Below are 20,721 nucleotides of genomic sequence, written 5' to 3'. Positions count from 1 at the left end.
GATCGAAACGGCGCGGCCAGGCCGACCGTGGCTGCAGTGACGATCAAGCTGGATGGTGAACGGCTCGTGGCGCACGGCCACGGACGCCGGCTGGAGTTCGCGGCCGACGACGTCCGCCGCGCTGTGTGGCTGTCCGCCGACCAGGCACGCGCCCTGCTCGGTTTCCACGCCGATCTGGCCACCCGCTACTGCGGACTGGTCGTCCTGCTCGGTGACGCCGGGCCGCTGCTGGCCTTCTTCGTGATGCCTTTTGCCCCTTCGGCCGGTGAGCCGACAGTCCGCCTGGAGACCTCCGGCGCCACGAGCCTCGCCAAACGGCTCGGCCTGGTGATCGAGCCGGAAGAGCAGCCGGCGTTCACCGGCGAGACGGTCAAGAGAGTGCTGGTGACCGAGCGCGGCCCGGGGATGGCGGCGGCCGTGGCCAGCGGTGCGCTGGCGGTGCTGGGCAGCGTCGCCGGCTTCCTGGCGATGCCGAACCGGGACCAGCTTGCCGGGGTCCTGCTGCTGATGATCTCGCTGGTGCTCGGAGGGGTGCTCGCCGGCTGGCTGGTGCGTGAGCAGAGGCGTTTCCAGGCCGCGGTCACCAGCCCGCCCGAGCCCGCCGACCACACCGTCTACCCGGTCGGCGTCACCGGCCCGTACGCGTCCCGGCTCCTGCTCGGCGCCCGTGACATCGTCTTCTGGCACGGCGGCTGCGAGAAACGCCTCCGTGGCCCACTCAGCGACGCCGGCGTCACCACCTGCCTGATCGGCCCCGACGTCATCCGACTGGTCGACGCCCTGCCGCGCGACCACCTCCTCCTCGACACGGCACAGGTCTGCCCCACCCCGGAGCATGTCGACCAGCTGCGGGCCGCCTGCGAGGCGGCCGGCCTGCGCGTCGAGCAGACCCCGCTGCCGCTGGCCACGGGTCATGAGCCTCTGCGCTGGACCTACGACAAGAAGCACCAGCCCGGGGTGGGGATGCTGGCCTCCGAGCATGCGGCCATCGGCTTCGTGACCCCGCTGTGGACCTTCTTCGCGCTGGTCCTCACCCTGTGCGGGTCCCTGGGCCAGCTCGGCCCCCGACCCGCGCTGGGCGTGGTCGCCGTGGTGATCGCCGCCCTCGAGCTCGCCGCGCTGGCGTGGACCCACCTGACCTTCCGCCGCTGGCGCCGCCGGGTCATCGCGGCCAGCCGTCCCGAGGCGGGCCGATGACCGGGTCCGTGGATGGCTCGGCCGACGTCATCGAGTCCGCCGGCCACCGCTACTGGGTGCCGCTCCCCCTCGACGCGGACCCCACCGAGACGGTGGCGTCCCTGCGCCGGCGGTTCGACGGCACCGCCTCCGAGTCCGAGCTCGAGGCCAACCTGTCAGTCGCCCAGGGCACCGTGACCACGCTGCAGGCCCAGGCACAGGACGCGTTCGACCAGGGCATCATCACCTGCGCCGCCTGGGTGCTCACCGCCGACCCCGCCCGGATCGACATCCGGGCGACCGCGGTGCTGCGCGCGAGCGTGGTCGAGCCCGGCTCCACCGTCGACGACTGCATCCGGGTCGTCCTCGGAGAGCAGCCGCAGCACGGCAGCCCGACGGTGGAGCCGATGGAGACCCTGTCCGGAGACGCCTGGAGCATTCGCTACCGGCCCGTCGTCCGCGTCGGGGCCGAAGACCAGGTCCACCAGATCAACACCGTGCTCTGGACGCGACTGGAGGACTCCATCGTCTTCGTCATGTCCGCCTACGCCGACGACCTCCTCCAGGCCAACGAGATCGGGGACCGCCTCGACGAGCTGGCCTCGGGCATGAGGGGAATCTGATGCACGACACCAGGACCGCACCCGGCTGGCAGGTTCTGCTGCCCCCCGGGTGGACCACGATCCCGACCGAGGCCGAGGCCGCCCGCGCGGCGAGCAAACGGCTGATCGACCAGGCCTTCGCCGGCAAGCCCCGTGACGAGCTGGTTCACGCCCGCATCGAGCTGGACACGCTGCTGCGGCGACAGGCCGCCCAGGCCGCGGAGGCGGGGGCTCGCTACGTGCACGCCCTGACCCGGCCGATACGCGGCCTGCCGGTCTCGGCCACCCTGATCACCGTCCCGCTCACGATCCAGGACGACACCTCCCTTCTTGACACGCTGACCGACGTGCTCGGCGCCAGCGACGGCGTCGAGGAGGTCGGGGAGACCCAGGTCGGGCAGTGGTTCGCACTGCGTCGCGTACGCCGCACCCGGGGTCGGCTCGACGACCAGCAGCAGGGCCCGGAGTTCACCTCGACCCACGTCGAGTACGTCGTGGCGTTGCCTGACGACGAGATGCTGGTGATGGCCTTCACGACCTCCACCGAGCCGGTGCGCCGCGAGCTCGTGGTCCTCTTTGACGCGATCGCCTCGAGCCTGCAGCCAGTTCCGGGGGCCGACGGCACCGCCGAGGACACGACCAGTCGGCCGTGACCGGCGTGGCTTCGTCGCCACCGCGGAACGGTTCTGCCACGACCGCCTGAAAGCGCCTGGGCCGTCGCGATGTCCCTCTGCGGCCCGCGCGGCGGGCGAGCTGCGAGACTCGGCGGGACCATCTCCCCCAGCTGCCAGCATTGGCGCCAGCACACTCGTGGCCATGTCAGCGCGGCGGTTCACCGGTGGCTGGCCGCGCCCGGTCTGGGGCCGTCTGCACGGGGACTCGCCCGCAGCCGTCTTCTGGACAGGCCGGCCGAGACATCCTTTCCAGTCGGCGGAATCGAGACGGCGCCCCTGATGAGGCAGTGAGTCCTGATCGTCACGGGGTGACGTCGGCGCTCGGCTCCGCTGAGGACGGCGAGGCCGAAGGAGTCGACGGCGCTGACGTCGTTGTCGGTTGTGCCGACCCGGGGGCGGTCGTGGGTGGCACGGGCCCGCCCACGCCGGCAGTGGGGGTCGGGTCGGCGTTGCCCGTCTGCGACGGAGGGACCGGTCCGGGGCCGGCGCCGACGGTTGACGTCGACGTCGCCGTCCCCCCGCCGGGGGGCGCGGTGCCCGTGGCGCCGGGGGTCGTGGCGCCGGGGGGTGCGGTGCCCGGGCTGGTGCCCGGTGAGGCCTCGTCCACGACCAGGGTCCGGATCTGGTCCTCGAAGGCGAGGAGCCGCTCACGGATCTGGTCGAGGGGCACACCCTGGATGCCGGACGAGAAGGTCTCGATCTGTTGCCAGAGAGACTCCAGGCGCTGGCGCGCCGCGGGACTGAGGTCACCGGGCACGGTCAGGACGAGCTGCTGCGCCAACGCGTAGGTGACGCAGCGGGCACAGGAGTAGTTGACCGCTCCGGAGAGGTTCTGCGGGATCGCCACGTTGGCGTCACCCACGACCAGGACGACCTGGAAGGCGACGGCGACCGTGCGGCAGCCGGAACAGCTCGCGAACGCGTAGGCCTCGTTTCGGTTGGTCACACTGTCGCCGTCGGCCCAGACGAGCGCGAAGGCCACGTCGTAGACCGTCGACCCGTCTGTCGTGTTGACGGCCAGCGCCTGGTTGTCGCCCCGGCCCGGGGGTCCCGGGTGGTTGAACGGAAAGACCCACGTGGGGCTGGCCCCGGCCGGGGACCCAGGAGCGCCGGGTTTGGGGACGAGCACCAAGGCCAGCTGCGGGTGAGCTCTGGTCGGCGGTGCGGCCGTCGAGGCCCACACCGTGTGGGGAGCGTTCGCGATCTGGCCGTCGCGTAGCCCGGGGCCGCCGAAGCTCGAGGCCGGGAAGACGTCCAGGATCGTGCCGCGCTCGAAGCGCTCGACCGGGCGGTAGCGGTTGGCATCGGGCCACCACGCCCAGGCCAGACCGGCGACCAGGGTCCCGGCCAGCACCGCCGCGACAGCCCGCCGGCCCGGACGCCCCCGCGTCGCCCGCCACACGGACGTGGTCGTCCGTCGGACGAGCCGGCCGAGGATGTAGAGGGACCCGAACACCGGTAGCGCCACCGCGAGGAGCGCCAGCATCCGGACGGCCACACCCGCGGCGTCGCCACCGGCCCAGTCGATGGTCAAGGCGTGCGACTGCTTGCCCAGACTGGCCCACGCCGTGCCGAGCACGCGCGGTAGGGCGAGCACCATGAGCAGGAGCGTGACCAGCAGGAGAGGGACGATGACCAGCACCCACGCCGTGACCACCGCGCGAGCCCACGGCCTGAGCTCCCGGGCCCGGGGGTTGTCCCAGTGGCCGGGGAGCAGGCTGCGCAGGGTCGGCCCGATCCTTGAGTAGAGGTCGGGCACACCGGTGAGGTCGGCCAGGATGTGGTAGCCGTCGAAGCGCACCATCGGCGCGAGCTGACGCACCATCTGCAGCAGCTGCGCGGCCAGGATCAGCAGGAGCGCGTCCCACCGGGTCCAGGCCCACGCTCCGAACATCGCCAGGACCACGATGGCGTTGAAGTAGAGCCCACCGAGGTCGACGCGCAGCCGCCCGGCGCGCCCGAGGTGGTAGCTGTCGCTGACGTCGGTGTAGAAGGCGGGCCACACAAGGTAGAGACCCATGCCCATCGCTCCCGGCGTCGCGTCGCCGTAGCGGCAGGCCGAGGCGTGGCCGAACTCGTGGAACCCGGCGGAGAAGATGGTGATCGCGAAAACGACGAGCAGCAGCAGCGGCTGGTCGAAGGCCTGATGCGTGGCCGAGGCCAGGCCCTTGGTGAGGAGCACCCAGCCCGAGATGAGCGTGAACGCGACGAGGACGGCCGCGACCACGAGCGGCGTGAACAGCGCGGCGAACGGCGCCGTGAGCCGCCGGGTGACGGCCGGGTCGGAGACGACCCACCGAAAGCGCAGCGCCAGCAGCGGGTTCGGCTTCGTGACCTCGGGATCTGAACCGTCGGTGGCCCGAAGCAACCCCAGCGGCCGCAGCTTGGTCTCGAGGAGGACGCGGACGTCGTCCGCGGCCACCCGTCGCCCGTATGCCGTGCTGACCGCCTCGGCGATCTCGGCGGAACCGCGCGTCCCGTCCACGGCCGCGAGCACCAGGTGGAGCAGCCTGGTCAGCTGGACCGTCTGGCCGTCAGCGCGCCTGACCAGCGCGGGTGGTGTGCGGTAGCCCGACCCGGGCTGCTCGCCGAGCAGCACGAGGCCATCGGCGGGCGCGGGCGGGCGCTGGGTCTCTGCGGAAGGGGCCACCGTGGGGGCGCCGGGAGCCGACGCGGCTGCGTCAGCCCCCGGCGTCCTGCCGGCAGATGAGGTCAGGCTCACGCGAGATCGACTACTGGTTGATCTGCGAGGTCTGGTCGGCCGTGGCCTCCGCGGTCCCGTCGAGGTGCTGGGTGATCGATCCCTGCTGGTCGGCGATGGCGGTGGCCTGCGACGCGATGGAGCCGACGTTGGCCGAGACCGAGGCGTCGATCGGCGCCGCCACGTTGGCGTTGGCCGCCACGGCACCGTCGATGGGTGCAGCGAGCTTGGCGTCGGCGGCGGCGTTGACGTCGACCTTGAGCAGGTCCCCGTTGAGTGCCGACGCCGGGTCGGGGGCGGTGGCCCCTGCGGTGGCCGGGGCGTCGGCACCCGTCGGCGTGGTGGTGTCGCCGGCGGGGGCGCTCTGGTCGATGCCGCTGTGCTGCGGTGCGTGGGCGATCGCGGAGCCGGACAGGCCTTGGTCGATGCTCACGTCCTGGTGCGCCAGCGACGCGGCGCTCGAACCGGCGGACAGGATGTTGGCGCCGACCGAGGCGTCGATCGGCGCCGCCACGTTGGCGTTGGCGCCCACGGCGAGGTCGATCGGGGCTGCGACATCCAGGGCGAGGTTCAGGTCGACGTTGAGGTCCAGCAGGGACATGACCTCCTTGTCCGGCAACGCGGTGCCGGCTTCGGCTGCGAGCTCCTCCGTGGACAGCGGCGGAAGATCGGCTTCGCTCATCAGTGACTCCATCCCGGCACGGCAGCCGTGCCCCCTGGTGTGTGGACGGAGGCGACGTACCCGGACACGAGCGTCCGCAAACGGCGCCATACGCCGCTCGCGCGACAGCGCGGCCCGGCGGCACGCCCTGGGCGCCGGCCGTCAGGAGCACCGCCGCAGCGATTGCCCGAGCGGCCCCAGGACCGTCCCCCTGCGCGGCGTCGCCTGCTTCTCCCCTGCCTGGTGAGGCGTGGCCAACCGCCGGCCCGCCCGCACTGTCGGGTCGCCCATTTGTCGTGGCCGGGGTCGGCACTGTGACCGATCCGTCCGGGCCGGTCGCCGGGACAATGAGCCTTGGCAGAGGTCGGCGCCCGCGCGCTGCACTGCGCGTGACCAGGAAGAGGCTGCGTTGTGAGCGATGCAGATGTGGTTCGCCAGGCCTACGCGGCCTTGGCGACCCGGGACATGGACACGCTGGAGGGGCTCTTCGCCTGGGACGCCGTCTGGGTCCTGCCCGGGTCGAGTGCCATCTCGGGCACCCATGACGGCTGGCCTGCCATCCGGGACGAGTTCGTAGCCCTCCTCGGGCCGTTGTCCGGCGGGTCCTTCCACGCCGAGCTGCTCGACGTGGCGGTCGGGGAGCGTTACCTCGTGGCCATCCAGCGCACGACGGGGGACTTCAAGGGGCGCACCCTTGACGTCACCAGCTGCCAGCTGGTGCGGATGGAGCACGGACTGATCCGCGAGGTCAGCGGGCTGTACTCCGCCGACTCGCTGGCGAAGGTGGAGGCGTTCTGGGTCTGAGACCGGCCGCCCGACGGCCGCCTAGAGAGCGGCAGCGGCGGGGATCACGCGCTCGGCCATGAGGTCCAGCGCCCCGGGCCGGGTGACGCCGGCGAGGGTGCCGTGCGCCACCTCGATCCCGAGGTCCGCGAGCTCGTGCAGGTGCTCGATCGTCTGCTCGACCCGCTCGCCGTGCGGGCCGAGGTCGAAGCGCGTCTGGACGGTCTTCTCGATCTCGTCGTAGTCGCGGCCGAGCCGCTCGCAGTGGTCCCGCAGCACCTGGAGCTTGTGTGCGAGCTCGGGCGAGTCGAAGATGTTGCACGCGTCGGCGTACTGGGCGACCATCCGCAGCGTCTTCTGCTCGCCGGCGCCGCCGATGAGGATCGGCGGGTGGGGACGGCTCAGGGCCTGTGGTGAGTTGAGCGTGCGCTCGAGCCGGTAGTGCTTGCCCTCGTAGGGTCCGTCGTCCTCGCTCCACATCTGCTGGCAGATCTGCAGCGCCTCCTCCAGCCGCTCGAACCGCTCGGCGGTGGAGGGGAAGAACAGGCCGAGCCCGCGGGACTCCTCCTCGTTCCAGGCAGCCCCGATGCCGAGCATCGCGCGGCCACCGGAGAGGACGTCCAGGGTGGTGACGGCCTTGGCCAGCAGCCCCGGCTCACGGTAGACGACCGCCGTCACGACGGTCAGCAGCTTGACCCGCTCGGTCACCGCCGCGAGGTAGCCGAGCGCCGTGTAGGCCTCGAGCATCTCGTGCTCCGGCGGCCCCAGGTGCCCGATCTGCCAGACGTGGTCCATGACGCTGACCCGGTCGTATCCCGCCTGCTCGGCACCCCTGGCCACCTCCCCCAGCTGCTGCCGGAGGGCGGCAGGGCCGCCGTCCCACGTGAAGTCCGCGATGTGCAGTCCCAGCTTCATGCCACTCCTCGAGCGGTGCTCCAGCCTTCCCCGGACGCGCGACAGCACGTGCGGGTGCCTCGGTCCCCACCATCGTCTCCCCGATGCGGGGTTCGGGCATCCCGTCGGGCATGCGGTCAGGCCGCGGACCGGCTCGACCCGCCCGCGCCCACGGAGTCGGCATGATCCTCGGCCCGGGTCGCGGCCCGGTCCTCTGCCTCGCCGTCGGCGACCCGTTCCAGTGCCCGGCGCGCGAGGACCTGCTGCACCGTCGTCGTCCGCTCGGACCTGCCGCGCCCGACGAAGCTGACGGCCCAGTGCATCAGCGCGGTCACCCGGTTCGTGAAGCCGGTGATGTAGACCAGGTGCACCGCCAGCCACATCAGCCAGGCGAGGAGCCCGGTGAGACGGAACCGGCCGACCTGGACCACAGCACGGAACCGCGAGATCGTCGCCATGGATCCCTTGTCGACGTAGCGGAACGGCTCGGTCGGCGTCCTGCCCCTGAGCCGGGTGATGATCTGCTTCGCGGCGAACCGCACGCCCTGGATGGCGACTGCGCCGTCGGTCACAGATCCGTCAACCTCCCACGGAGGCCACGCGTGCCGGTGTTGAATGAGGCTGCGCGCACAGGCGTGCGGAGGGCCGGCCGTCCGGCCCGGGCGCAGGGAACCGGGGGGTGCGACGTGCTGCTGTCATCGGACCCGACCGTCGGACTTGCTGACATGCTCCAGAGCCTGCCCGACGCCGTCGTCGTCGCCGATGCCGACGGCCGGGTCGTCCACGCCAACCCGGCGGTGACCGAGCTGCTCGGCCTGGATCCCGACGAGCTCGTCGGCAGTACGCTCTCGGCGCTCATGCCCGAGCGGCTCCGGGCCGCCCACAACAAGGGCTTCGCCCGCTTCTTCGCGACGGGCGAGCGCCGGCTCATCGGCAACACCGTCCAGGTGCCCGCCCTGCACCGCGACGGCCGCGAGGTGGCCGTCGACCTGACCCTGTCGGTGGTCTCCCGCCCCAACGGCGCCGAGCTCGTCATCGCCGTGCTGCGTGACGCGCGCCCCCAGATCCAGCTCGAGCAGCAGCTCGAGGTCAGCCGGCACCTGTCGGCCACCCTGCAGGTGACCCAGGCGCTCGGCGACTCCCCCAACGCGCACGTCGCGTTCGAGCGGATGCTGCCGGCTCTGTGCGAGCGCCTCGACTGGGACGCCGCGAGCCTGTGGGTTCCCCACAGCGCCGACGGCGCCCTGGTCTGCTCGGGCGTATGGCGGGCGCCGGGCATGGACGTCCCCGCCCTGCGCGATGCCACGGTGGCCCGCACCTTCGCCCCAGGGGAGGGGTTGCCCGGGGCGGCCTGGCAGGGGCGTCGGGTCGTCGTCATGGACGACCTGCTGGACAACCCGCGCTTCACCCGCAGCGACGCGGCCCAGCGGGACGGCCTGCGCACGGGCGTGGCCTTCCCCGTGATGCGCGGCACCACGGTGCTGGCCGTGTGCGAGCTGTTCTCCCGGGGGACCCGACCCGTGTCCGACGAGCTGGTCGAGGTGCTCTCCAGCGCCGGCCGCCAGCTCGGCCAGTTCCTCGACCGGCTGCACGCCGAGGGCCAGGCCCGCGAGCTCGCCCGCACGCTGCAGCAGAGCCTGCTGCCCCCGCGTCTGCCCGACGTCCCCGGGGTCAGCCTCGGGGCGCGGTTCCGGGCAGGCGGCGACGGGATGATGGTCGGCGGCGACACCTACGACGTCACTGCCCTGGGCGGCGGCCGCTGGATGGTGCTCATCGCCGACGTCTGCGGCAAGGGTGCCGCGGCCGCGACCGTCACCGCGCTCGCGCGCTACACCGCGAGGGCCGCCGCCGACGGTGGCGCGGGCCCGTCGGCGATCCTCGCCGCGGTCAACGCCGCGCTGATGCACGACGACCAGACCAGCCCCCTCCCCTACCTGACGGCGGCCTGTCTCCTGTTGCGCCCCAACGGTTCCGGGGCCGAGGGACTGGTCAGCATCGCGGGTCACCCGCTGCCCGTCCTGCGCCGCGCCAACGGCACGCTGGAGGACGTCGGCGAGCCCGGGCTGCTCCTGGGCGTCGACCCCGACGTGACCCATCTCGAGCTCCCGGTCGAGCTCGCCGCCGGCGACACCCTCGTCCTGCACACCGACGGCGTCACCGAGGCCCGCGACGCGGCGGGGCGGCAGTTCGGCGAGGAAGGTCTGCGCTCGGTCCTGTCGTGGACCGCAGGCGCCGGCGCGGACGCGACCGCCCAGTCCGTGCTCGACGCCGTCGAACGCCATGTGCTGGCCTCCCCGCACGGACGGGACGACATGGCGGTGCTCAGCATCCAGTGCTGACGCGCTGCGGCGCGGGCACGGCATACCGCAGTGGGTATGCCGTGTGCCCGGGTCAGCGGGACAGGTCCAGGAGGTGGGCGCGGTAGCCCGCACCCTCACCGCTGGGCGTGCCGTCCCAGTCCCGCAGCAGCGCGGGCTCGGCGGCGCAGTCGCCCGGCAGCCAGGACCAGGCCAGGTAGCTGAGGCCGCGGTCGTCGGCCCACCGAAGCAGCGGCATCATCAGCGCCGAGTCGCAGTCGTGTTCGCCGACCTCGCCGACGACGACCGGGGTGGTGGCGGCCAGCGGGGCGATGTCGCGGGCCCAGCAGGCAGGTTGGTCGCAGGGCGCCCACTCCGGCTTCGCAGGGGTGCCGTAGTAGACGTGGACCGAGGCCGCCAGCTGCCCGGCCGGGTCGACCGGCGCGAACTCAGCCCAGCGGTCGAGCGTCCCGGCGTACTGCGGCCCGCCGACCAGGACGACGTTGCGCGCGCCCGCACCCCGGACCGCGGACAACAGCTCCTGCGAGCCGGCGGCGGTGAAGGGCACGCCCGGGCAGGCGCCGCCGTCACGCACGCAGGTCCAGGCCGCGGTCGTGTCCTGGTTGTCGTCCGGGTACGGCTCGTTGTAGAGGTCGAACAGCACGGCCGGCCGGTCCCGGAAGGTCGCAGCCACCGACGCCCAGAACGCCGGGGCGTGGTCACGGTCGGCCATCGGCTGCTGGTCCTTGGCGCGCTCCGTGCCGGGCGCGTTCCAGTGCAGGTCGAGGACGACGTAGAGGCCCGCGGCGGTGAGCCGGTCGACATACTCCGTGATCGCCGTGCGGTACGCGGCGCCACCGAACCGGGCGTCGATGCCGTTGATGCCGAGCCAGCAGTGCTCGTTGAGGCTGACCCGGACCGCCGTCAGGTGCCAGGCCGCCATCGCCGCGACCGACGCCGCGTCCGACGGGCCGTCGAAGACGCCGGTGCCCTCGACACAGGCGTACTGCGTGCCGGTGCGGTTCACGCCGAGCAACCGCACCGGCCGGCCCGTCCCGTCGACCAGCTGGTTGCCGGAGACCCGCACCGACAGGGCCGGGGCCGGTCCGGGCGAGGTCACGGGCGGGGTGCTCCCCCGGGTCACCGCCGGGCCGGTCCGCGCTGGTGCCGGCGGGCTCGCGCCGGGCGGGGTCACGGGCAGCCGGGTCGGTGAGGACACCGGCGTGGCCCGGGTCGCTGCCGCGGGCCGGGCCGCCTCGTGCCGGGTCGCCGGCCCGAGGCGCCACCCCAGCACGCCGAGGGCGGCCGCCGCGACGAGGCCCACGGCCACGACGCGGCGTCCGCCCCAGGGCACCTCAGCTCACCCGAGGGTGAGGGCTGCGTCGTCGGCGTAGAACGCCGTCGCCAGCATCCCGACGTTGATGACGTAGGCGTTGAGGTCGAGCGCCGTGCTGCCGGGCCGCTGGACGGTCAGCGTGACCGTCACCGGCTGCCAGGACGTGCTCAGGATCAGCGTCTTCGTCGCCGAGCCGACGACCGTGCTGCCGGACATCTCCCGCAGCCGCAGGTTCATCGTGGCCCCGGAGGTCGCACCTCTCACCCACAGCGTCGCCGTGTAGGTACCGGCCGACGTCTTGCCCACCCGGTTCGGCGAGTCGTCGAGGATGCAGGTCCGGGTCGTGAAGCCCGAGTTGGACATGCGCCCCGACCAGCTGCCGGAGTGCCCACCGGACACCCGCGTCAGCGAGCAGCCGGTGCTGGCCACCCAGCCGCTGGTGTTGCTCTCGAAGCCGGTGTTGGCGATGAGGTTCGCCTTCGAGACGACCTGCGCCGTGGCGCTGCCGGTCAGCCCGGCCGTGTCGCGCGCCGTGACGGTGACCAGGAACGTGCCGCTCTTCGTGTAGGTGTGCGTCGCCGTCGCGCCGGCCTGGGTCACCGAGGCGGTCCCGTCACCCCAGGCGAACGTGTACGACGAGATCGGCGTGGCGTCGGCGTCCGTGGATCCCGAGGCGTTGGCGGTCACCGCGAACGGCGCCACCCCGGTCGAGGGCGACACGGTCAGGGCCGCCACCGGCGGCGCGTCCGCCGCCACCTGGACCGCCTGGCTGTTTGTCGCCTCGACGTTGCCCACGTTGTCCCACGCCCGGAACTTCACGGTCGCCGAGCTGGTGAGGGTGAACGCCGCCGTGTAGGTCGGGCTGCTCAGCGTCGGGTCGGTGCCGTCGGTCGTGTAGTGGATGCTCGACACCCCCGACCCTCCGGTGTCGTCGGTGGCCGCCAGCCGGATGGTGACCGAGCTGAAGTACGCCGTGGTCCCGCAGGCCGCGTTGTTGCACGTGATGGTCGTGCTCGGCGCGGTCGCATCCACGGTGACCACCTGGGTCTTCGTCGCCTCGACGTTGCCGGCGGTGTCCCAGGAGCGGAACTTCACCGTCGTCGTGGCGCCCAGGCTCAGCGGCGCGGTGTAGGTCGGGCTCGACAAGGTCGGGTCCGATCCGTCGGTCGTGTAGTGCGTGCTCGACACCCCGAGCCCGCCGGTGTCCGTGGCCGACAGGGCCACGGCGACCGGCGCGGCATACGGCGTGGTGGCACACGCCGCCCCGTTGCAGGTCACGGAGGTGGCCGGCGCGGTCGTGTCGACCTGGACGGCGAGGGTCCCTGTCGCCTCGACGTTCCCGGCGACGTCCCACGACTTGTACTTCACCGTGGCCGAGGACGCCAGCGACAGCGGCGCCGTGTAGGCCGGGCTCAGCAGCGTCGGGTCGGTCCCGTCCGTGGTGTAGTGCGTGCTCGAGACGCCGGAGCCGCCGACGTTGTCCGTGGCCGTGAGCGCCACCGAGACCGGCGGGGCGTACGGCGTGCTCGTGCACGGCGCGTTGTTGCACGTCGCCACCGTGGTCGGGGCCGTGGTGTCCGGCACCGGCGGCGCGGCGTGGCAGCCGTTGCTGCCGCTGTCGGTGAACGTGCCCTCGTCCGGGTTGAAGGACCAGTCGTAGGACCCGTTGTGCAGCGTCAGCTTGATCACGCCGTGCGTGGTCGCGTTGAGCGCCTCGCTGTTCGGGCCGGGCGCACCCGGGGTGTCCAGGCCGGCGCCACCGGTGCCGACGATGAACTGCCGGACTCCATGGGCCAGGTCCTGCTTGCCGGTGGCGTCCTGCGGCGTGAACCGTTCGTACCAGTGCGAGTCGCCGTTGAGCACGACGTCCACGCCTCCGGAGTACAGGTCCTGCCAGATGGGCTGGAAGGTCGTGTCTCCGCCGGAGCCCGAGGCGGTCGAGGCCCACCGCGGGTTCTGGTAGTACGCCAGGGTGCAGGAGTTGGTGTGGGACGCGAGGTCCTGCTGCAGCCACTGCTCCTGGGCCGAGCCCGCGGCACAGAAGCTCGGGTCGACCGGGCAGGTCGCCGTGTTCAGCGCGACGACGTGCCAGGAGCCGAGGTCGTAGCTGTAGTAGCCCTTGGCCGGGTCTCCGGCGGCACTGCCGAAGTACTGGTAGTAGCCGGCGCCCGGGGTCGTCGGGCAGTCGGTGCCGCCCGAGGTCGCGTAGTCCTTGTCACCGGGAACCGGGCGCGTGATCGACTTCTTCACGCCCCAGGTCGGGTCGTAGGACTGGGCGTACGCTGCCGGGCCACCACACTCGTACTGGTTGTCACCGAGCGGCAGGACCGCATCGACGCCGGTGAGCAGCTTGACCGTCTGCGAGGCACGGCAGTCGGTGTCGGTGCCCAGGCCGTCGTTGAACGCCGGCGCCGTGGGGTCGCAGGCGATGTCGCCGGCCGAGCCGACCACCGGGTCGGTGTTGGGCTGGACCAGCACCTGCTGGGTCTGCACCGCCTCGACGTTGCCGTCGTTGTCCACCGAGAAGAACTTGAACGTGGTGTTCGCGTTGATGGTGAACGGCTTGGTGAACTGCGGGCTGGCCGTCGTCGGCGTGGACCCGTCAGTGGTGAAGTAGGTCGCCTTGACGCCACTGCCACCGGGGTCCTTGCCGGTCAGGGAGACCGTCGTCGAGCCGTTGTAGGTGGTCGAGGCGCAGGGCGAGCCGTCACACAGGACCGAGGAGATCGGGGCCTGCAGGTCGGGGCCGTTGAGCGTCTGCGACACGGTCTGGACGACCGTGCGCACCGGGGCGCCGCCTGGCTGGCCGGCGTTCTTCAGCCAGTCCAGGAAGGCGTTGAGCGTGTCGAGCTCGATCGGGCCCCAGTCGCTCATGCACGAGGTGTAGTTGTCGGGGTCGTACGCCTGCGAGCAGACCTGGTGGAAGTCGTAGACGATCCAGCCACCGCCGTGGGTGGCCGCGCTCGTCACCGCGTTCTGCAGGTGCGACAGGGTCAGCGGCGGCACGTTCGCCGGGGTGCCCGTGGGCGGGTCGTAGACCGTGCGCGTCGCGTAGTTGTCCTTCGGCGGGAGCGTCTCGGCATACACCGGACCGGCGTCCGGGCCCGACACCTGGATGCCGCCGGCAGCACGGCCGGTGGAGTAGCCACAGCCCTGCACGATCGACTCGGCCGTGGCGTCGTAGGCGCCCTCGGGGTAGGCGAAGCTCGTCGGGTAGAAGCCGTGGTTGATGAGGTTCTGCCGGTCGTCACAGACCTCGTGGACCTTCTGGGTGTTGTCGGTCAACGTCTTGAGGTTGACGTGGTCGAGGGTGTGCCCGCCGACCTCGTTGCCGGCGTTGTTGGTGGCGTGCAGCTCGTCCCAGGTCATGTGCTGGGGGTCGACGTCGTTGAGACCGCTGACGTCGTAGAACGTCCCCCGCAGGCCACGCGGCTGCAGGCCGCGCTTCACGCCGAGGGTGTACTGGTTCTTGACGCCGTCGTCGAAGGTCAGCGACACCACCGTCTGCGGCGGCAGGACGAGGATGTCCCGCGACTGCACCGCTTCGGTGTTGCCCGCCAGGTCGACGGAGAAGAACTTCACCGTGTATGTCGCCGGGGTGCTCAGGGTGAGGGGCCCGGCATACACCGCGCTCGCCGTGGTCGGGGTCGACCCGTCGGTCGTGTAGTAGGTCTTGTCAACCCCCCAGCCCCCGGCGTCGGTGGCGGTGAGGGTCACCGTCGCCGAGCCGTTGTAGCCGGTCGTGGTGCACGGCGAGCCGTTGCAGGTGATCGCCGTCGTCGGCGCGGTGGTGTCGGCCGGCAGGCTCGCCGTGATGACCTGGGTCTGCACGGCCTCGACGTTGCCGGCGTTGTCCCACGAGCGGAACTTCACCGTCGTGGTCGCGGTGAGCGGGAACGCCTTGGTGTAGGTGGGGCTGGACAGGGTCGGGTCGGAGCCGTCGGTGGTGTAGTGCGTGCTGGCGATGGCCGACCCGACGTCCGAGCCGGGCAGCGTGACCGACACCGTGCTGGTGTAGGTGTCCGTGGTGCAGGCGGAGCCGTTGCACGCGATCGCGGTCACCGGGGCGACCTTGTCGGCGCTGATGGCGGCGGCGCGCACGGTGCTCAGGGCAGCGCCCGCGGGGGCACCACCGCTCTGGCCGGCGTTGCCCATCCAGTCCAGGAAGGCGTTGAGGTCGGCCAGCTCGATCCAGCCGGCCGACGCGGTGCACGCCGTGTAGTTCGCCGCGTCGAGTGTCTGGTCGCAGGTACGGCCGATGACGACCTGGCTCCAGCCACCACCCTTGGTGGCGGCACCGGTGACCAGGGCCTTGAGGTTGGCGAGGGTGACCTGGCCGGTGGGCGCCCAGGCCCGGGTGGCGTACCAGTCGGCCGGGGGCAGGGTCTCGGCGTAGGTCGGCCCGCTCGGCGAGAGCGAACCGGCGCTGCGACCGCTGCCGTAGCCGCAGGTCTTGACGATGTCCTTGACGGTGGCGTTGCTGGCGCCGCCGGGGTAGGCGAAGGCCACGGGGTCCAGGCCGTGCGCGATGAGGGCGGCCCGGTCGTTGCAGACCTGCGCCGTCGGGTTGGGGTCGGTCGTCAGGTTGGTGGCGTTGACCGTCTTGCCGCCGATGTCCTGCCCGTCGCCGGCCAGCGCGGCCAGGTTGGCCCAGCTCATGATGTTGGCCGAGACGCCGATGGTGCCGGAGTTGACGAAGAAGCTCGCCTTGGCGCCGTGGGGCTGCAGCGCCTTGGTCCACGCGAGCGTGTACTGGCTGACCGTGCCGTTGTCGAAGGTCAGCGAGACCTTGGTGCTCACCGGGACCACCTGCACGGACTGGCTCTGCACCGTCTCGGCGTTGCCGGCCTTGTCGGTGGAGAAGAACTTGACCGCGTACGTCGCCGGGCTGGTCAGCTGGAAGGGCGCCGAGTAGACGCTGCTCGACGTCGTCGGGGTGGACCCGTCGGTCGTGTAGTAGGTCTTGTCCAGACCCGAGCCGCCGGTGTCGGTCGCGGACAGGCTGACGGTGACCGACCCGACGTACGGGGTGCTCGCGCACGCGGCACTGTTGCAGGTGATCGTCGTCGTGGGTGCGGCCGAGTCGGTGGGCGCCTGGATCACCTGGGTCTGGGTCGCCTCGACGTTGCCGGCGTAGTCCCAGGATCGGAACTTGACCGTCGTCGACGTGCTGGATCCGTTGACGTTGAACGGTCCTGTCCACGTCGGGCTGGACAGCGTCGGGTCGGAGCCGTCGGTCGTGTAGTGCGTGCTGGAGATGCTCGAGCCCACGTCGGTCGGGCTGAACGAGACGCTCACCAGACCGGTGTAGGGCGTGTTCGTGCACGGCGCACCATTGCAGCTGATCGTCGTCGTCGGGGCGGTGGTGTCCGCCGAGGTGGCCGCGCCACGCACGGTGTCCAGGCCGACGCCGGCGGGCGCTCCCCCGGCCTGCCCGGCGGCGGCGACCCAGTCCAGGAACGCGTTGAGGTCGGCCAGCTCGATGTGACCGCTGGACGCGCTGCAGCTGGTGTAGTTGGCCGCGTCGAGGGTCTGGTCACAGATCCGGCCGATGACGATCTGGGTCCACCCGCCGTTGTGCGTGGCCGCACCGGTGACCAGGGACTGCATGTTCGCCAGCGTCACCGCCGAGGGCGCGTAGGCGCGGGTGGCGAACCAGTTCGTGGGAGGGAGCGTCTCGGCGTAGGTGGCGCCGGTGGCCGACAGCCCGCCGGCGGTCCGGGCGTTGCCGTAGCCGCAGCTCTTGACCACGGCCTGGACGGTCGCGTTGTTGGCGCCGCCGGGGTAGGCGAACGCGGCAGGGCTGAGCCCGTGGGAGATGAGGGCGGCGCGGTCGTTGCAGACCTGGTTCGTCGGGTTGGGGTCGGTCGTCAGGTTGGTGGCATTGACGGTCTTGCCGCCGATGTCCTGCCCGTCGCCCGCCAGGGTGCCGAGCTGGGCCCACGTCATGAAGCTGGCGCCACCGCTGACGGTGCCGGAGTTGACGAAGAACGTCGCCTTGGCACCGTGCGGCTGCAGCGCCTTGGTCCAGCCGAGGGTGTACTGGCTGATCGAGCCGTTGTCGAAGGCCAGGGTGACGCGGGTCTGCGTGGCCGCGACGACCGGAGTGGCCGACACCATGGTCATCCCGAGCGTGAGCGCACAGGGCACCACGACCCAGGGCAGCCAGCGCCGCCGTCGCGTGCTCATCCAGCGCCACGGCTTGGGGCGCGCCTGCGCGCCGGACCTGGCCACACGATCATCTCGGCTGCGAACCACCGGACCACCCCGCTTCTCGACACGGCCCGCCATGAGCCGTCATCGAGCCCTCCCCGACGACAGGGAGGGCCCTCGCCAGACACCGTAGGAAGAGAGGGCGGTCCTGCCCTCCGACAATCGATGGACGCGAGCGCGTCAAATGAGGGAGAACTAGTCCCCTGCGCGTAGATGATCGAAATGCCCTGAGCGGCAATGGGATTCGTAGGTCCATCCAAAACCCGTAGGGGGGTACACAGTGGTTTTGGTGGGCAAACCCCACAAAGTAAGTATGAATTCTACGCCGTTTGATGCTCCAGCAGCACTAGCCCCACTTCAACCTCTTGCCCGATCCGGCGTCCCTCGCTCCGGACGAAGGTGGTCGAGGCGAACGGTCGCGCGACGGTCGCTCGCCCAAGAGGGGTCGACCGGGAGGTAGTGATGACGAGCAGCAGTGCACTGCGCGTGGGCGTTGTTGGTTGCGGTTATTGGGGATCGAAGCACGTGCGTGTCCTGCAGTCGCTCGACGACGTGAGCCAGGTCGTCCTGGTGGACGGGCGCACCGACCGGGTCAACTCCCTGCTGCGCGGATTCCCCGGCGCCCGTTCCTTCGCGGACCTGCCCAGTGCGCTGCCCGAGGTCGACGCGGTCGTCATCGCGACGCCGCCGACCACCCACACCCCGCTCGCCCTGGCCGCCATCGCGGCCGGCAAGCACGTGCTCGTCGAAAAGCCTTTGGCCACAACGGCATCCGACGCACGTCAGCTCGTGGCCGCCGCCCGCGAGGCCGGCGTGACCCTCATGGTGGGACACACCTTCGAGCACAACGCGGCCGTGGACAAGCTGCGCAGCCTGGTGCAGCAGCGCGAGCTGGGCGACGTCTACAACATCGACACGGCGCGGCTGAACCTCGGCCTCTACCAGAGCGACGTCAACGTGATCTTCGACCTCGCGCCGCACGACATCTCGATCATCAACCGCGTGCTCGGCACGACGCCGGCGTACGTCCACGCCTGGGGCGCCTGCCACGCCAACAGCCGGCACGAGGACGTCGCCTACCTGCGCCTGTTCTACCCGGACCTCGCCGTCTCCGCGAACATCCACGTCAGCTGGCTGGACCCCTGCAAGGTCCGCCGGGTCACCGTCGTCGGCAGTCGCAAGATGGCCGTCTACGACGACCTCGCCGTCGACGAGCGGATCCGGGTGTTCGACAAGGGCGTGACCCCGCCGGTCGACGACCAGGACCTCACCCAGCCTCCGATGACCTACCGCCACGGCGACATCACCGTGCCCCACCTCGACTTCGAGGAGCCGCTGATGGTCCAGGACCGGCGGTTCCTGCACAGCATCCGCACCGGCGAGCGCCCGCTGACCAGCGGCGAGAACGGCCTCGCCGTCGTCGAGGTCCTCGAAGCGCTGCAGATCTCGATGCGTGAGGGCCGCCCGGTCCACCTGTCCGAGCTGGCCGAGCCCCGGCCGCCCCGGCCGACCAGGCGCCGGCGACCGGTCGCGCACAAGACGTCCCTGGTCGGCTCGGCATGACGGCCACGGCCAGCCGGGCCACCTCCATCCGCGTCCCCTTCGCGGACCTGCAGGCCCAGACGGCGGAGGTGCGGCCGGCGCTCGAGTCGGCCTGGCGCGACCTGCTCGACACCAGCCGCTTCGTCGGCGGGGCGACCGTGGAGACGTTCGAGCACGAGTGGGCCGACTACTGCGGCACCCGGTTCGCGGTGTCCGTGGGCAACGGGACCGACTCGCTGACCCTGATCCTGCGGGCGCTCGGGATCGGCCCCGGCGATGAGGTGCTGGTGCCCACCAACACGTTCATCGCCACCGCCGAGGCCGTCGTCCTCGCCGGTGCCACCCCCCGCTTCGTCGACGTGCTGCCCGGCACGCTCCTGGTCGACCCGGCCCAGGTCGAGGCCGCGGTGACCCCGCGCACCGCCGCGGTGGTCGCGGTGCACCTGTTCGGCCAGATGGCTGACATGACCGCGCTGGCCGCGGTGGCCGCCCGCGCCGGTATCGCGCTGGTCGAGGACGCTGCCCAGGCGCACGGCGCGACGTGGGAGGGACAGCGCGCCGGCTCGGTCGGTGTCGCCGGCAGCTTCTCCTTCTACCCCGGCAAGAACCTCGGCGCGAACGGCGACGGCGGTGCCATCACCACCTCCGACGAGTGCCTGGCTGCCCGGCTGCGCTCGATGCGGGACCACGGCCGCTCCGAGACAGACCGCTACGTCCACGACCTCATCGGCACCAACAGCCGCCTCGACGCCATCCAGGCCGCGGTGCTGTCGGCGAAGCTGAAGCGGCTGGACGACTGGACCGCGGCCCGCCGCCGCGCCGTCGCCCTCTACCGCGAGGAGCTGCCCGGGACGCTGCAGCTGGTGGACGAGGCGCCGCAGGCGCGCGGCGTCCACCACCTGGCCGTGGTGCGCACGGCGCACCGCGAGGAGGTCATGGCCGAGCTCGCCGCCGCCGGGATCGAGACCGGCATCCACTACCCGGTGCCGTGCCACCTGCAGGAGCCCTACCGGGAGTTCGCGCGCGAGGCCCTGCCGGTGGCGGAGCGGGCGGCGCGCGAGATCCTCTCGCTGCCGATGTTCCCGCACCTCACCGCGGCCCAGGTCTCCTTCGTCTGCGACGCGCTGCACGCCAGCCGTGCGGTGGACGCGCGATGACGGCCCAGCTCGCCCCGGCCACCGGTGACGGCATCGGCCCCAACTGCCGGGCCGAGCACGGCGTCGTCCTCGGGCACCCGGCCCACACCGGCCCCTGCGAGCGGCTGGTGCTGGGTCCGGACGCCTACCTGCGCAGCGGGACCGTCCTGTACGACGGCACCCGCATCGGCGCCGGCTTCGAGACCGGGCACCACGTCGTGGTCCGCGAGCGCTGCACCATCGGGGACCGCGTCTCCATCTGGACCGGGACGGTGGTCGACTACAGCTGCCGCATCGGCGACGACGTCAAGATCCACACCAACTGCTACGTGGCGCAGTACACCGAGATCGGCGACGGAGCGTTCCTCGCGCCGGGCGTCAGCCTGGCCAACGACCTGTACCCGGGCCAGGACGCCTCGCGGGAGGTGATGTCCGGGCCGTGGATCGGTCCCGGCGCGCAGCTCGGGGTCAACGTCACGGTGCTGCCGTTCGTGCGCATCGGCGCCGGGGCACTCATCGGCGCCGGGTCCGTGGTGACCCGGGACATCGAGCCCGGTGTCGTGGCGTACGGCAACCCCGCGCTGCCGCGTGGTGAGGTGGCGAGCCTTCGCTCGGTCGGTGACCGGGTCGAGGCGCTGACGGGGTCCGCCAGCCGGTTCCGGCTGGCACGCCCGGCACTGCAGCCGCTGCCCGAGCCGACGTGACG

The 20,721-nt window shown here is 71.9% G+C and carries 14 protein-coding genes; 8 read left to right on the top strand and 6 right to left on the bottom strand.

Annotated features, from left to right (window positions below; translation table 11 throughout):
• Window positions 1–36 precede the first annotated feature (36 nt).
• Genes FB474_RS04560 through FB474_RS04550 form a run of 3 tightly spaced genes read left to right on the top strand, consistent with a single transcriptional unit; the run spans window position 37 to window position 2,431 of the window.
• Entirely contained in the window at window positions 37–1,197 is a 1,161-nt protein-coding gene (locus FB474_RS04560) for a hypothetical protein (protein ID WP_141787574.1), read from the top strand.
• Window positions 1,194–1,799, top strand: a complete 606-nt coding sequence (locus FB474_RS04555; protein WP_141787573.1) for a hypothetical protein — start codon at window positions 1,194–1,196, stop codon at window positions 1,797–1,799. Before FB474_RS04560 ends, FB474_RS04555 begins: the two co-directional genes overlap by 4 nt.
• On the top strand, window positions 1,799–2,431 hold the full coding sequence (locus FB474_RS04550; RefSeq protein ID WP_141787572.1) for a hypothetical protein: 633 nt from the start codon (window positions 1,799–1,801) through the stop codon (window positions 2,429–2,431). The genes FB474_RS04555 and FB474_RS04550 overlap by 1 nt, the downstream gene beginning before the upstream one ends.
• A 322-nt stretch (window positions 2,432–2,753) precedes the next feature.
• Here FB474_RS04550 and FB474_RS20635 read toward each other — a convergent pair whose 3' ends face one another.
• Together FB474_RS20635 and FB474_RS04540 are read right to left on the bottom strand one after the other, a co-directional pair.
• The gene (locus FB474_RS20635) at window positions 2,754–5,174 is read right to left on the bottom strand and encodes a zinc metalloprotease (RefSeq protein ID WP_185746038.1); all 2,421 of its coding nucleotides are present in this window, start codon (window positions 5,172–5,174) and stop codon (window positions 2,754–2,756) included.
• A gap of 10 nt (window positions 5,175–5,184) precedes the next feature.
• The gene (locus FB474_RS04540) at window positions 5,185–5,835 is read right to left on the bottom strand and encodes a peptidoglycan-binding protein (protein WP_141787571.1); all 651 of its coding nucleotides are present in this window, start codon (window positions 5,833–5,835) and stop codon (window positions 5,185–5,187) included.
• A 390-nt stretch (window positions 5,836–6,225) separates the two neighbouring features.
• Between FB474_RS04540 and FB474_RS04535 the strand changes: the two genes are divergently transcribed.
• Window positions 6,226–6,618 (top strand): nuclear transport factor 2 family protein, encoded by a 393-nt coding sequence (locus FB474_RS04535; protein ID WP_141787570.1) that lies wholly within the window; start codon window positions 6,226–6,228, stop codon window positions 6,616–6,618.
• 21 nt (window positions 6,619–6,639) lie between these two features.
• On the opposite strand, the gene FB474_RS04530 is transcribed toward FB474_RS04535, so the two are convergent.
• Together FB474_RS04530 and FB474_RS04525 are read right to left on the bottom strand one after the other, a co-directional pair.
• The gene (locus tag FB474_RS04530) at window positions 6,640–7,512 is read right to left on the bottom strand and encodes an LLM class F420-dependent oxidoreductase (protein ID WP_141787569.1); all 873 of its coding nucleotides are present in this window, start codon (window positions 7,510–7,512) and stop codon (window positions 6,640–6,642) included.
• Between the two features lie 116 nt (window positions 7,513–7,628).
• Window positions 7,629–8,063 (bottom strand): NAD(P)/FAD-dependent oxidoreductase, encoded by a 435-nt coding sequence (locus tag FB474_RS04525; protein WP_141787568.1) that lies wholly within the window; start codon window positions 8,061–8,063, stop codon window positions 7,629–7,631.
• A gap of 114 nt (window positions 8,064–8,177) precedes the next feature.
• Between FB474_RS04525 and FB474_RS04520 the strand changes: the two genes are divergently transcribed.
• Window positions 8,178–9,830 carry a SpoIIE family protein phosphatase gene (locus FB474_RS04520; RefSeq protein WP_221632427.1) on the top strand — a complete coding sequence of 551 codons (1,653 nt, stop codon included), beginning with the start codon at window positions 8,178–8,180 and terminating at the stop codon, window positions 9,828–9,830.
• Window positions 9,831–9,882: 52 nt separating this feature from the next.
• Here FB474_RS04520 and FB474_RS04515 read toward each other — a convergent pair whose 3' ends face one another.
• Both FB474_RS04515 and FB474_RS04510 read right to left on the bottom strand, forming a co-directional pair.
• On the bottom strand, window positions 9,883–11,142 hold the full coding sequence (locus tag FB474_RS04515) for a glycoside hydrolase family 5 protein (RefSeq protein ID WP_141787567.1): 1,260 nt from the start codon (window positions 11,140–11,142) through the stop codon (window positions 9,883–9,885).
• Between the two features lie 6 nt (window positions 11,143–11,148).
• Window positions 11,149–17,358, bottom strand: coding sequence for a chitobiase/beta-hexosaminidase C-terminal domain-containing protein (locus FB474_RS04510; protein WP_185746037.1), 6,210 nt, complete (start codon window positions 17,356–17,358; stop codon window positions 11,149–11,151).
• A 441-nt stretch (window positions 17,359–17,799) separates the two neighbouring features.
• Here FB474_RS04510 and FB474_RS04505 point away from each other — a divergent pair, with 441 nt between their 5' ends.
• From FB474_RS04505 to FB474_RS04495, 3 genes are read left to right on the top strand one after another with little or no spacing between them, the layout of a single operon-like run.
• Window positions 17,800–18,900, top strand: coding sequence for a Gfo/Idh/MocA family protein (locus FB474_RS04505; RefSeq protein WP_141787565.1), 1,101 nt, complete (start codon window positions 17,800–17,802; stop codon window positions 18,898–18,900).
• Window positions 18,897–20,036, top strand: coding sequence for a DegT/DnrJ/EryC1/StrS family aminotransferase (locus tag FB474_RS04500; protein ID WP_185746036.1), 1,140 nt, complete (start codon window positions 18,897–18,899; stop codon window positions 20,034–20,036). The genes FB474_RS04505 and FB474_RS04500 overlap by 4 nt, the downstream gene beginning before the upstream one ends.
• Window positions 20,033–20,719 (top strand): DapH/DapD/GlmU-related protein, encoded by a 687-nt coding sequence (locus FB474_RS04495; protein WP_141787564.1) that lies wholly within the window; start codon window positions 20,033–20,035, stop codon window positions 20,717–20,719. The genes FB474_RS04500 and FB474_RS04495 overlap by 4 nt, the downstream gene beginning before the upstream one ends.
• Window positions 20,720–20,721 lie beyond the last annotated feature (2 nt).

This window comes from Oryzihumus leptocrescens (genome assembly GCF_006716205.1).
GTDB lineage: Bacteria > Actinomycetota > Actinomycetes > Actinomycetales > Dermatophilaceae > Oryzihumus > Oryzihumus leptocrescens.
The sequence above is the reverse complement of the archived record's forward strand: the minus strand, read 5'-3'. Positions and strand labels throughout refer to the sequence as shown.

Bases quoted from the DNA above. Each gene is read 5' to 3' on its own strand.
- FB474_RS04555 (WP_141787573.1), top strand. From the start codon at position 1,194: ATGACCGGGTCCGTGGATGGCTCGGCCGACGTCATCGAGTCCGCCGGC.
- FB474_RS04550 (WP_141787572.1), top strand. From the start codon at position 1,799: ATGCACGACACCAGGACCGCACCCGGCTGGCAGGTTCTGCTGCCCCCC.
- FB474_RS04540 (WP_141787571.1), bottom strand. From the start codon at position 5,835: ATGAGCGAAGCCGATCTTCCGCCGCTGTCCACGGAGGAGCTCGCAGCC.
- FB474_RS04530 (WP_141787569.1), bottom strand. From the start codon at position 7,512: ATGAAGCTGGGACTGCACATCGCGGACTTCACGTGGGACGGCGGCCCT.
- FB474_RS04505 (WP_141787565.1), top strand. From the start codon at position 17,800: ATGACGAGCAGCAGTGCACTGCGCGTGGGCGTTGTTGGTTGCGGTTAT.
- FB474_RS04500 (WP_185746036.1), top strand. From the start codon at position 18,897: ATGACGGCCACGGCCAGCCGGGCCACCTCCATCCGCGTCCCCTTCGCG.
- FB474_RS04495 (WP_141787564.1), top strand. From the start codon at position 20,033: ATGACGGCCCAGCTCGCCCCGGCCACCGGTGACGGCATCGGCCCCAAC.